The 12,920-nt window shown below is 42.4% G+C and carries 12 protein-coding genes; 4 read left to right on the forward strand and 8 right to left on the reverse strand.

The window, feature by feature from the left end; translation table 11 throughout:
* Nucleotides 1–109 precede the first annotated feature (109 nt).
* The 5 genes from FQ083_RS03600 to FQ083_RS03620 all read right to left on the reverse strand — a co-directional run bounded on the left by FQ083_RS03600 (nt 110) and on the right by FQ083_RS03620 (nt 4,595).
* Nucleotides 110–1,027, reverse strand: coding sequence for an ABC transporter substrate-binding protein (locus FQ083_RS03600; RefSeq protein ID WP_149408868.1), 918 nt, complete (start codon nt 1,025–1,027; stop codon nt 110–112).
* A gap of 99 nt (nt 1,028–1,126) precedes the next feature.
* Complete coding sequence (locus FQ083_RS03605; protein WP_149409152.1) at nt 1,127–2,059, reverse strand: transporter substrate-binding domain-containing protein; 933 nt, start codon at nt 2,057–2,059, stop codon at nt 1,127–1,129.
* A gap of 98 nt (nt 2,060–2,157) precedes the next feature.
* Nucleotides 2,158–2,958 (reverse strand): transporter substrate-binding domain-containing protein, encoded by an 801-nt coding sequence (locus FQ083_RS03610; protein ID WP_188004062.1) that lies wholly within the window; start codon nt 2,956–2,958, stop codon nt 2,158–2,160.
* Nucleotides 2,959–3,298: 340 nt separating this feature from the next.
* Nucleotides 3,299–4,096 (reverse strand): ABC transporter ATP-binding protein, encoded by a 798-nt coding sequence (locus FQ083_RS03615; protein ID WP_011512694.1) that lies wholly within the window; start codon nt 4,094–4,096, stop codon nt 3,299–3,301.
* A gap of 172 nt (nt 4,097–4,268) precedes the next feature.
* Complete coding sequence (locus FQ083_RS03620) at nt 4,269–4,595, reverse strand: hypothetical protein (RefSeq protein ID WP_149408870.1); 327 nt, start codon at nt 4,593–4,595, stop codon at nt 4,269–4,271.
* Between the two features lie 354 nt (nt 4,596–4,949).
* On the opposite strand from FQ083_RS03620, the gene FQ083_RS03625 reads away from it, so the two are divergent.
* The 4 genes from FQ083_RS03625 (at nt 4,950) to gltS (ending at nt 8,908) form a co-directional block, all read left to right on the forward strand.
* The gene (locus FQ083_RS03625; RefSeq protein WP_149408871.1) at nt 4,950–6,251 is read left to right on the forward strand and encodes a glutamate-5-semialdehyde dehydrogenase; all 1,302 of its coding nucleotides are present in this window, start codon (nt 4,950–4,952) and stop codon (nt 6,249–6,251) included.
* 156 nt (nt 6,252–6,407) lie between these two features.
* Complete coding sequence (locus FQ083_RS03630; RefSeq protein ID WP_149408872.1) at nt 6,408–7,169, forward strand: ribonuclease domain-containing protein; 762 nt, start codon at nt 6,408–6,410, stop codon at nt 7,167–7,169.
* A gap of 1 nt (nt 7,170) precedes the next feature.
* Entirely contained in the window at nt 7,171–7,545 is a 375-nt protein-coding gene (locus tag FQ083_RS03635) for a barstar family protein (protein WP_149408873.1), read from the forward strand.
* Nucleotides 7,546–7,633: 88 nt separating this feature from the next.
* The gene (gltS, locus tag FQ083_RS03640; RefSeq protein ID WP_011512689.1) at nt 7,634–8,908 is read left to right on the forward strand and encodes a sodium/glutamate symporter; all 1,275 of its coding nucleotides are present in this window, start codon (nt 7,634–7,636) and stop codon (nt 8,906–8,908) included.
* Between the two features lie 107 nt (nt 8,909–9,015).
* Here the strand turns inward: gltS and glyA are convergent, their stop codons facing one another.
* The 3 genes from glyA to FQ083_RS03655 form a co-directional block, all read right to left on the reverse strand.
* The gene (gene glyA, locus FQ083_RS03645; RefSeq protein WP_011512688.1) at nt 9,016–10,272 is read right to left on the reverse strand and encodes a serine hydroxymethyltransferase; all 1,257 of its coding nucleotides are present in this window, start codon (nt 10,270–10,272) and stop codon (nt 9,016–9,018) included.
* A gap of 398 nt (nt 10,273–10,670) precedes the next feature.
* Nucleotides 10,671–11,177 carry a chorismate--pyruvate lyase family protein gene (locus FQ083_RS03650; RefSeq protein WP_149408874.1) on the reverse strand — a complete coding sequence of 169 codons (507 nt, stop codon included), beginning with the start codon at nt 11,175–11,177 and terminating at the stop codon, nt 10,671–10,673.
* Between the two features lie 52 nt (nt 11,178–11,229).
* Nucleotides 11,230–12,567 (reverse strand): GNAT family N-acetyltransferase, encoded by a 1,338-nt coding sequence (locus tag FQ083_RS03655; RefSeq protein ID WP_149408875.1) that lies wholly within the window; start codon nt 12,565–12,567, stop codon nt 11,230–11,232.
* Nucleotides 12,568–12,920: the final 353 nt, after the last annotated feature.

Consider the following 12,920-nt stretch of genomic DNA (forward strand, 5'->3'; position numbering starts at 1 on the left):
TGACTGTAAATAAGGACACAAGAAAAAGGACATCACCATAATGGCGATGTCCTCATGCTTATTAACACAATATGAATGCAGTCGTGGAAACAGTAATACTACTGAGCCTTTACTGTGTAGCACTATCTATAGCTGGTGCTTCTGTTAGTGTCGCACTTGCTGGCACAGCAAAGTATTTTTGATTGATCTTATCATAAGTGCCGTTGGCTTTAATATTGCTCAATGAGGTATTAATTTTTGCTTGTAGAGCTTCATCATTCGGACGGACGGCAATCGCAAAGTTATCATTGATATCAATCTCCGCGCCCTTTAACACATAATTATTACCGGACGTCGAGCTGAGCCATTCAATCGCTGGCAGTTTATCCGATATCATGGCATCGACGCGACCGGCACCCAAGTCTAAAAACGCATTACTTAATGTATCATATAGCTTCATATCCGCTTTTGGATAAGTGTTTTCTAGCCACTGTGATGAGATGGTGGAGCGCTGAGCGGCGATAGAATGGGCATTAATATCAGTCACCTTAGCAGGGTCAAAGGTGCTGTCTTTTTTGGCTAAAAACACTAGCGCATTGCTAAAATACGGATCCGTAAAAGCGACTTGTTGAGCGCGCTCAGGGGTGACTGACATCGCAGCGACGATAGCGTCATATTTACCAGCCTTGAGACCGGGGATGATACCGTCCCAATCTTGCGCCACAATCTCACAAGTTACTTGCATATCAGCACAGATAGCATTGGCAATTTCGATATCAAAACCGCCGAGCGTGCCATCTGCATTGGTATAGTTAAAGGGCGCATAAGCACCCTCAGTACCGATACGCAGCACATTACCCTCTGTCGCATCTGCTTTTTTCTCAGCTGTCTCCGCAGTATTATTAGCGTCTGAGTTAGTACTTTCAGCCCCTTTATCTTGACCGTTACTACAACCGACTAAAGCTAAAAATGCTGCCACTGCTAGCATAGGTTTTGAAAACCGCTGACTGGTCACTGAATTTGAGCCTATGACAAGATGGTTGCTCATAATCATCCTTGAGTTTATTACGTCGTGAAATTTTGATAAGTGCTGGCAAATATGCATTCCTCAAAACTTAGGATCAATACATATTTGTCATCACAGGTATTAGTTTGCTGTCGCTTGCTCTTCTTTAGCAATCGCCGTATCAGCATCGACACTAGCTTTATCCATGACTACTACTTCTTTGATATCACTAGTAGCGACTGCTTTTTGAGCAGCAGTGGTTGAGCTGGTACCAAAATAGCTACCCGTGATTTGATCATAAGTGCCATTGTCTTTTAGCTCAGCCAAGGCTTTATTAAATTTGGCAACCAATGGATCGCCTTTACGGAAAGCGATACCCATCGCATCATCATTGGTGCTGATTTCTTGACCTTTGACCTCATAGTCTTTACCAGCTTCTGTTTTTAGCCAGTCAATACCAGTCACTTTATCAGACATCATCGCCCGCACACGACCTGACGTTAGATCCAGATACGCATTGTCTTGGGTATCATAAAGTTTGATATCAGCATCAGCATGTTTATCTTGTAGATATTGCGAGGCAACAGTTGAACGCTGTGAGGCAATTGGCTGACCTTTTAGAGCGTCAACACTAACATCGTCGCCTTTTTTACCGATTAAGATAATGCCGCTATGAAAGTAAGGTTCGCTAAATTCGACCACTTCTTTGCGCTCAGGGGTGATTGACATACCAGCGATGGCAGCGTCAAACTTCTGCGCATTTAAGCCTGGAATCAAGCCATCCCAATCCTGTGAGATCACTTCGCATTTGGCTTTCATTTGCGCACATAGTGCGTCAACCAATTCAATCTCATAGCCGATTAATTTGCCATCAGCATCGGTATAACTAAAAGGTTTATAGCTTGATTCTGTCGCGATTTTGATATTTAAAGGCGTATCAGTTGCAGCAGCTGTTTCAGTGCTTTCTGTCGGTGTAGAGCTGTTGTTACAGCCAGCTAGCATCAGCATGGCAGCGCTTAGTGGCGCTAACCACAAGGCTTTTTTGGTCATTGACGAGGTCATTGACGAGGTCATTGAAATGATCATAGTGGTTATTCCTTAATATATTTACCAGCCGTATATATATCCGCCACTTAAGAAGGATATAAACAATCGACGCTAATGATTACAGATTATTGACCAAAGTTTTGCTGCTCAAGACGGGCAAGCTCACCGTTACTGCGAATTTCACTCAGCGCTTTATTAAAGTCTTCTTTAATGGCATCGCCTTTACGGACAGCAATCGCAATATTGTCATCATTGTCAATCTCATCACCCACGATACCGAAGCCTTCAGGGTTGTCTGCTAACCATGATTTTGCTGATACTTTTTCAGCCAATACAACATCACTACGACCAGACTTTAGGTCCAAATAAGCATTGTCATAATTGTCATAAAGCTTAACGGTATTGCCGTCTTTGCCTTCATAATTGTCTTGTAAATAAGCACCCGGCGTCGTTGAACGTTGACCACCAAGCGTCAGATTTTTGATGACTTTAGGATCAAAGCTGCCTTTGGTATCGGTCAGCCAAACCATCGTATTAGCAAAGTAAGGCTCGCTGAAATCGACTTTTTCTTGACGTTCAGCGGTAATAGACATACCAGCGATAACGGCATCGTATTTTTGCGCCAATAAACCTGGAATAATACCGTCCCAATCTTGAGCGACAATTTCACATTTGGCTTGCATCTGCTTACATAGAGCATTGGCAACGTCGATATCGAAACCCGCCAAACTGCCATCGGCATTGGTATAGTTAAAAGGAGGGTATGCGCCTTCAGTTGCAATACGAATGGTCTTGCCAGCGGTTCCTGCTGCCGGTGCATCTGCATTGGTATCAGCAGCGTCATTGGCAGGTTGGCTACAAGCCCCTAACATGAGCGCGGCAGTAACGGTCATCGATGACCACAATAGGCGAGAATTCGACATCATACGTTCCTTAAATTCTGATGGATTTTTAAGATGATTTTTAATCTCTAATTTTTAATACAGTGTTCTGGTATATTTTCTCTGACGTCCCTGCCAGATAAGTTACTCAGAGTCAGGCAACTGGATATTCAGGCTGTGAGATGTTTAGGTATATGGATAAGTTCTATACATACCTGCTCACAAGTCTTTTGATAATACCTGAGTGGAATATCAAAAACAAACGTTTTGCATACCGACTGTGATTATTGAGTAATAAAGGCACGAATAGACTTACTGATGTGCAATCTTAGCGTTTTAAACAATTATTGCTAAGATTGCGATTTTACTAGATTTAAGCAATGGATTAATTTTGACGATGTGAAGCCATAAAGTCTCTAACGCGCTCAGACTTAGGGTTATCAAAGACTTGCTCAGGTGTACCAATCTCTTCAATAACGCCTTGATGTAAAAACACCACTTTACTAGAAACGTCACGAGCAAAACGCATCTCATGGGTCACAATCAACATCGTGCGTCCCTCTGCTGCTAGCTCTCGCATAACAGCAAGCACTTCATTGACCAGCTCAGGGTCTAAAGCAGAAGTCGGCTCATCAAATAATAATACCTGTGGCTGCATAGCAAGAGCGCGTGCAATAGCAACACGCTGACGCTGACCACCAGACAGATTAGCAGGATAAGCGTCTTTTTTATCGAGCAAACCGACTTTATCGAGCAGCTTCTCAGCATCGCTAATAGCTTGGTCTTTTTTTATTTTTAAGACTTGTATTGGCCCTTCAATGATATTGTCAATAATCGTTTTATGTGGCCATAGGTTGAAATTCTGAAAGACAAAACCCACGCGTGCGCGCAAGTGTTCTAGCTGTTTGATATCAGCCGCTTGCAATTCGCCTGACTTAGCTGGCTTTAGCATCAGCTCATCTTTACCGATAATAATGCGACCTTGATTGGGCTTTTCGAGCAGATTGATACAGCGCAGCAAGGTCGACTTACCTGAGCCAGACGAGCCTAAAATAGAGATAACATCGCCGTCATAGGCAGTTAGAGATACGCCTTTCAGTACGGCCAATGAGCCGAAACTTTTATGAATATCTTGTAAATCTAAAGCGATAGGTCGAGTCGGATTATTTGCAGTATCAAGCATGGTTTAGCAGACTTCCAATAAATATGAATGAAAACATGACGTAAAAAGGTACTTAGCATTAAAAAGGCGTTTGGCAATAAATTACCTTTATAAAATAAGGCCCATAATATACAGTCAATTATGGGCCTTATTTTATCATCTTAATAGCGTGAGCGCTGTTTTATCTGCCACATTAGTAGCTTGAGACGTGCTCTTCGCTTTCAGTACCGTCCATCATCTCTGCATCATCCGCAGTTGCTACGGCCACATCATCCGTGCTACTTACTGCCATATCATTGTCAGCAGTTGCTACCGCAACATCGTCAGCACTGCCGGCAGTAGCCACACCCGTTGCTTCATCTTCTACCGAAGTCTGCGCATCGACTGCTGACGCCGTCTCTACCGGTGGCTCGTCTTTTTTACCACAGGCACTTAGCGTCAATGCCGCTGCAACCAATCCAACGCCCAACCAGTTTTTGTAAGCACCAGATTTTTGAATTTGTTGTTGGTCAATGGTCATATTTATTCTCCAATATTTTTATTTACTATCATTAATTTTACTATGAATAGCTATTATGTAGCCGAGCGAGTTTAAAAATAATGTGTTAAAGCTAAAATGAATCTCTTGTTGCTTAGCGCTCACTATACGGACGATTCATAGCGACTACCTTAGTAATTGCAGTCTATTTCTGTTAAAAATACGTAACCATCAATCCAATGCCCAATCATGAATATCATATAAAGACAAGTGACTTCTATTCACAAAATCGGCTTTACTATCGACCTAATCTCCTCTATGTTAAATAGCAGAGTGCCATTAGAGCGCTAAAGAACACTGATTGTTTTCTATTTATAACTATAAGGAAGAATATTTATGAGTCAAACCAATACCACAGACGTAACCGCTTATATGCAAAATGTTGGTAAAGAAGCGCGCGCTGCATCCAGAGCACTGGCTGCTGCCAATACGGGTGACAAAAATGCTGCACTGATGGCTATTCACGATGTATTAAAGAACGCTAAGCAAGATATTTTAGCCGCCAATACAGTTGATATGGACAATGGACAAAAGAACGACCTAGATGCTGCGCTGCTTGATCGCTTGGAGTTAAATGACGCCCGCTTTGATGGCATGCTACAAGGTCTAAAAGACGTTGCGGCATTGCCTGACCCTATTGGTGAGGTTACAGACATGACGTATCGTCCGTCAGGTATTCATCTGGGCAAAATGCGCGTGCCACTTGGTGTAGTGGGTATGATTTATGAGTCGCGTCCCAATGTCACTTTGGAAGCAGCCTCACTGGCACTAAAGTCAGGTAACGCCATCATTTTACGTGGCGGCTCGGAAGCATTTGAGTCCAATCAAGCGATTGCCAAATGTATTTTAGAAGGACTAAAAAACGTTGGTATGTCTGAGTATAGTGTCCAAGTACTAGAGACCACTGACCGTGCTGCCGTTGGTGAGCTTATCACTATGACAGAATATGTTGATGTTATCGTACCACGCGGCGGTAAAGGGCTGATTGAGCGTATCAGCCGCGATGCACGTGTGCCTGTCATTAAGCACTTAGATGGCAACTGTCATACCTTTATCGACAGTGATGCTGATCCCAAGATTGCCATTAACGTGAGTGTCAATGCCAAAACCCATCGCTATGGTACTTGTAATACCATGGAAACCTTGTTGGTCGATGAAGCCATCGCTGATGAGCTGTTACCAAAAATTGCCGAAGCCATCGTCGAAGCCGATAATGCGATGCAACTACGCCTTGATGATAAAGCGCAGGCTATTCTGAACGATAACACTATCCTTAAAGGCCATTTATCAGCCGCCACCGCTGAAGATTGGGATACCGAATATCTCGCCCCTATCCTCGCGATTAAAATATTATCCGGCATTGATGAGGCGATTGAGCATATCAACACCCATGGCAGTCATCATACCGATGTTATCATTACAGATAACTATACCAAGTCACAGCGATTTATCCGCGAAGTCGACTCGGCAAGCGTGATGATTAACGCCTCTAGCCGTTTTGCCGATGGCTTTGAATATGGTCTTGGTGCCGAAATTGGTATCTCAACTGACAAGATTCATGCGCGTGGACCTGTCGGACTTGAAGGCTTAACTTCACAAAAGTGGATCGTTTATGGTCATGGCGAAACACGTGCCTAATTTATTACGTCTTCACTACAATCTATAATGTCGTCTGCAGTATAATTGTTACAGAACGTCAGCTTAATTGCTGGCGTTTTTTTATTATTAATAACTATATTATGTATGACATAAAGCCATTATTTTACGTGATAAAAATCTATCGATAGGACGAGGATGCCCATGCAAAGTGGCAAAATTAAGCATTGGAATTCTGATAAAGGCTATGGCTTTATCGATGTCGACAATCAGAGTGAAGATGTGTTTTTTCACATAAAATCCGTGCGAATGGCGCAGCCTATCAGCAATGGGCAGCGGGTTTATTTTAATAGTGAGCGCAATGACAAAAATCAATTGCGCGCCACCGAAGTCACATCAGATAAATTGAGTATTTTAGAGACGCCAGCATCCAACTCAGTGGCAAATTCAATGCATCGCAGCTCAGATAATGTTAATCAGAAAAACAATCAAAACCACATTAGCAAAAATAATCGTAGCAGCCAAAATAAGAAAAGCAGCTTCTCTACTCCATTCAGTTTGATTGCCATTATCGCTGTTGCGGTTTATTTCTTTGCTGATTTGAAATCCAGTTTTTTTGCCGATAGCGCGCCATCTACTACTCTATCGCAAAATCATATTGAATCTGCCAGTAATTCAAATGCAGCAGCTATCACTGGTGATGCGCAAATAGATCAAACCATTGCACTTATTCAGCAAGGTGGACCCTTCCCTTATCCTAACAAAGACGGAACCGCTTTCTATAATCGCGAAGGCAAGTTACCGGCGCAGTCGCAAGGCTACTATCGCGAATATACTGTACCCACACCTGCCGTTTCGCATCGCGGTGCACGACGTATTGTCACTGGCGGTCACCCACCAACCGTTTATTATTTAACCCTTGATCATTACGACAGCTTTCAAAAACTGGAGGTGAAATAACATGACTCAAGCTATTTACTATATAAATCAAAGCAGCACTAGGCAAAACCTTGTTAAAGGTAAAAGCAGCAGAACGTCTGCTACTATTCCTGAACAAGCAATCTCTATACCTATAGAAGAGCGATTAGATAAAGAAACACTCTTAAGTAGCTTAGCGAAAGCATGTGATTTCCCAAGTTGGTTTGGTCATAACTGGGATGCAGCGTGGGACTGCTTAACAGACAGTGATATCGAGCATGTGGTACTTGATTTAACAGCGGTCAAAAATATTAACACCGAAGATTTTAATGTCTTCAAAAGTATTATAGAAGATGCTTTTAAAGAATTTGGCAAACCACAGCTGTGGATTGTCGTGGCGTCTGATGATTTGTCTTAGTCGCCAGTAAAAGAAGAATCTAAATTCGAGATAAAAACAGATTTATCCCGAATTCAGGTTAATTTATATTTATAGAAAGGATTAACATATGGAAATCACCCTAAACGGCTATTACACCCTGATATTAGCCACATTAGTACTTTTGCTTGGACGCTTCTTAGTCAAAAGAATTAAGTTTTTAGAAGATTTCAATATTCCAGAACCAGTCGCAGGCGGTTTGGTCGCAGCGATTGTCGTTTATATTCTTAATATTGTTTGGGGCTATAGCTTTAATTTCCATCAAGGACTGCAAACAGCGACTATGCTGATGTTTTTTGCCTCTATCGGGCTTAGCGCTGATTTTGGTCGGTTAAAAGCAGGTGGCTCACCCTTGCTGATTTTCACCATTATCGTGTCTGTCTTTATCATTTTGCAAGACATCCTTGGTGTTGCAATGGCAAGCGCACTTGGGCTTGATCCTTTGCTTGGCTTGGTGACCGGTTCAATCGCTTTGACTGGTGGTCATGGTACTGCTGGTGCTTGGGGCATTACTTTGGAGGAGCAGTATGGTGTGGTTGGCGCGACGACGCTGGGTATCGCAGTTGCCACTTATGGTTTAGTAGCAGGTGGTATTATCGGTGGTCCTGTTGCCCGTCGCTTGATTAAAAAGCTTGGTCTCAAGCCTACAGCAGACAATCCAAACCCAAGTGATGTTGAAAAACTGGCAAGTGAGCAGTCGCTCTATAGCACCAAGCATAGCGAAGAGGAAGTTCATAGTAATAAGGAGATGTTTGAAAAGCCGGATAATATCCGTCTGATTACGGCATCGTCTACCATTGAATCATTAGCACTATTTGCAGCAGCACTGGCGTTTGCTGATCTTATGACCTTGGTGGCACAGGATACATGGTTTGAGTTACCGACCTTCGTATGGGCATTAGCAGGTGGTGTGATTTTGCGCAATACCTTAACCATGGTATTCAATTTTGATATGTTTGACCGTGCGATTGACGTCATCGGTAACGCTTCTTTGAGTCTTTTCTTAGCGATGGCTTTATTGTCATTAAAGCTGTGGCAATTGACAGATTTGGCAGGTCCGGTATTGATCATCTTATTGTCACAAACTGTCCTAATGATTGGCTATGCTTACTTTGTGACCTTTAAACTCATGGGCAAAGACTATGATGCAGCTGTCTTGTCAGCAGGACACTGTGGTTTCGGTATGGGTGCAACTCCTACAGCGATTGCCAATATGCAGGCGGTCACCGATCGTTACCTACCATCACATAAGGCATTTTTGATTGTACCTATGGTTGGTGCATTCTTCGTTGATATCGTTAACGCGACGATCTTGCAGATATTCACCAAATTGCCATTTATGTGATTTGATGAAATAAAAAGCTGATTTAATACTCGCGAAATAAAAAAACCGCCTAGCAAAAGCTAAGCGGTTTTTTTTATATCTAACTTATAAAACCAATTAATTAGAAATTACTGGTTTTTAGCATAGACAGGAAGCTCTTTACAGATCGCTTCTACTTTGCCACGTACTTCAGCAGTCACTGCTTCATCGCCACGGCTGTCAAGAACATCACAAATCCAACCTGCCAAATCACCTGCTTGTGCTTCGTTGAAGCCGCGAGTAGTAATCGCTGGTGTACCGATACGGATACCAGAAGTCACAAACGGAGATTTTGGATCGTTTGGTACGGCGTTTTTATTGACCGTAATGTGTGCGTCACCCAACCATTTATCCGCTTCTTTACCAGTCATCTCTTGCTTAACTAAGCTGATAAGCATCAGATGGTTTTCAGTGCCACCAGAGATAATTTCATAGCCACGATCTTGAATGACTTTTGCCATGGCTTGAGCGTTTTTAACCACTTGCTGCTGATAGGTTTTGAAGTTCTCTTCTAATGCTTCTTTAAAGCAAACTGCTTTTGCCGCGATGACATGCATCAACGGACCACCTTGGTTGCCTGGGAATACGGCAGAATTGAGCTTTTTAGCAAGTACTTCATCACGAGCAAGAATCATACCTGAACGTGGGCCACGTAAGGTTTTGTGCGTCGTCGTGGTCACCACATCAGCAAACGGTACTGGGCTTGGGTAAACGCCACCAGCGATAAGACCAGCAACGTGAGCCATATCCACTAGCAAGTAAGCGCCTACTTCGTCAGCGATTTCACGGAAACGTGCCCAATCAACTACTTGTGAATACGCTGAAAAACCAGCGATGATCATCTTAGGCTTATGCTCTTTTGCCAAGCTCTCAACTTGGTCATAATCGATAAGACCAGTGCCTTCGACCAAACCATACTGTACTGCATTGTAGTTTAGACCTGAGAAATTGATATGTGCGCCATGCGTTAAGTGACCACCAGCATCTAAACTCATGCCAAGCACAGTATCATTGGCTTCAAGCAATGCCAAAAAGACAGCAGAGTTTGCTTGGCTACCAGAGTGTGGCTGTACGTTCACATATTCTGCACCAAACAATTCTTTTGCACGGTCGATAGCTAGTTGCTCAACGACGTCAACATGCTCACAACCACCGTAATAGCGCTTACCAGGATAGCCTTCAGCGTATTTGTTGGTCAAATCAGTACCCTGCGCTTCCATCACTGCTTGTGAGCAGTAGTTTTCTGAAGCGATAAGCTCAATATGGTTCTCTTGACGAACGCTTTCAGCAGCCATAGCTTCAGCAAGTACTGGATCAAAATCTTTGATAGAGATATCTTTAAACATAGTAAAGTCCTAAGTGGTGACGTTTATTAGTAATAACGGTCGTTGAAAGAAGCGAGTAGCAAAAGAAGTTTGAACTAGGCAAGCAAAAGGCATGAGCTTATCATTAGCTTGCAGTTTTAAGGATAAATTCGATACTCTTTTGCATCGATATTCTCGCTAAAGTTTAAGTGTAACATGAAACTTTATGTTGCGAGCGCAAAAAAATATCAGCTTATTTTGAGTAGACGACAAGGCAAAATTCTCTATATTTAAATCTATTTTTTTCAGTAACTTATCAATATATCATCTAAATAGAAGTAGTAAATTCATTAAAATTTATTCACTAAAAACTTATCTGAATAATAAAGTGGAAAATAGTTGGCTAATGAATTGGTTGTTTTAATTTTCTGATGAAGTACTTAAATATCCAATTGTTTTTCACAGAACCGTGGCAAAAAGGTCTCACTAATAAGTAAAGAACGACCATACCAATCATAAAGCGTCTGCCGTTGCCAGCCATCTGCCGTATGTTTGATACAGCGCTGATTGGGCAAGGTACGACTGCGATTAAACAATACATAGCCTATGGGTGTGCTTTTTAATTGCTGTAGACGTCTGGCACTGCCTTTTAGACTTGATAATGGAAACAGGCTTTGCGCCTGTATCCATGGTAGCTCGTCATTACCGTATAGATATACCTCACGGACCCACGCCAGTCGTGGACGACTAAGCGCTGCCCCTTTGATACCCAATTGTTTTTTTTGTGCTAAAGACAATAACCGATAGCCCTCAAATCTCCGTTCTACGAGTAATGGCTGCCCGGCTTTTACCTCAAGCAAGGCAGTAAGAGAGCCTTCGGTATTTAGCCAAGGTAATAGCTCAGTTGGAGGTAATGAATTGGTTATGCAAGAAAGATGAGAGGTCATAGTTTACGGCTAATATGTACTTTATTAAGTAGAAGATGGTTAAAAGATAAGGTTATTCATTGTTATCAAACATTGGCATATTATCAATATTAAACGGCAAAGCTTCAAACGCTTGCTCTCGATATTGCGACATCTGTAGCCGATCTTTGCGGCAAAAATCAGCAATCGCTGGCACAAAACGCGCATCATAAATACGGTGCAGTGAGTGGGTAGCTGTTGGAATAAAGCCACGAATCAGCTTATGCTCGCCTTGCGTTCCTGGGTCGAAATAGTGCAAGCCTTGCTCGATGGCAAACTCAATACCTTGATAATAGCACAGCTCAAAATGCAAGCTATCATACTCACCAAGAGCGCCCCAATAACGACCGTACAAAGTTGCCGTTTTATTGTCAGGCTTATCACATAAAAACAGACTGCTCGCGATAATCTCATCGTTGGCATCAAGTGCTTGTGCAAGCATTAAATGCTCAGCCATATGTTGCGCTAATGCTTTAAAAAAATCCATGGTCAAATAAGGCTGCTGCCCACGTACCGCATAAGTCATTACATAGCAATGATAAAAAGTCTTCCAGTCAGACTCGGTAATGTCATCACCGCATTTTCGCTGGCACGTAATACCTTGCTCAGCAACTTTTCTGCGCTCAGCCCGAATGGTTTTGCGTTTTTTGGCTTTGAGCGTGGTCAAAAATGCTTCAAAATCTGTAAATGGCTGATCATCTTGAGTTAGATTTTTATTTTGCCATAAAAATTGGCAACCTTGACGCTCAAGTATCGGTAACTCAATCGGTTTTGCCGCTACACCATTTGCTTGGGTTTTAAGCGCCATTTCTATATCAATATCAGTCGGCAGCGATGCGTTAGCCATAGCAGCCATTTCAGGTGTGACAAATAGCCCATGCCAGCCAGATGCATCTACTTGCTGCGCAATATCATCCACCCCTGCAATAGCGGTCTTTATAATGTCAGCATCGAGCGTCTCACCTGCTGCCAGCCATAAACGCTGCCCAGTAATAGGCGTATAAGGGGCGCTCGTTACCAAACGCGGATAATAGTCGAGACCATACTGCGCATAAGCTTGCGCCCATGAATGGTCAAATACAAATTCCCCTTGGTGATGACCTTTAATAAATACGGGCATCACGGCAACCGGCTGCTTCACCTTTATAGAAGCTTCTACAGAAGACAAATTTTGCTGTACTGCAAAATCGTCATCGGCATCTACACGGTGCACCAATATATAAATAGGTAACCAGCCAGCCTCTTCGCCAATCGCGCCAGTGTCACTAAGCGCTTGCCAAAAGGCAAATGACATAAAAGGGGTGTCTGGCGTTTGCCACTCGCTTAGGCTTTGCCAACTGGTATCGTTCAGTAACGCATATTGTAAATTCATAATCAGCACACTGTTTTTTTTGATGACTTTTCTTGATCATATAGCCTATCAAATTGGCATTTTTTTGCTGTCACAATTTGCAAGAATTTTATATAACCGTTATAGGATTATTGATACCGTTTAAGAAATGATGCCGTACTAGTGTGATAGAAACAAAACTTTGGTGCCATACGTAATAAAAACTGCCATTAAAAACAGGCAAATTACATGGAAAAGATGATATCAATCTTGATGACTGATAGAATAAGAGTATTATTAGCTTAATATAATTCATATAGATGAGATATGAGCGAAATAGTATACTTAGTTCAACATACGAGATTGACATCATATCGGATTTATAGTGGATGAAC

Source organism: Psychrobacter sp. ANT_H59, from assembly GCF_008369225.1.
GTDB classification, from domain to species: Bacteria; Pseudomonadota; Gammaproteobacteria; order Pseudomonadales; family Moraxellaceae; genus Psychrobacter; species Psychrobacter cryohalolentis.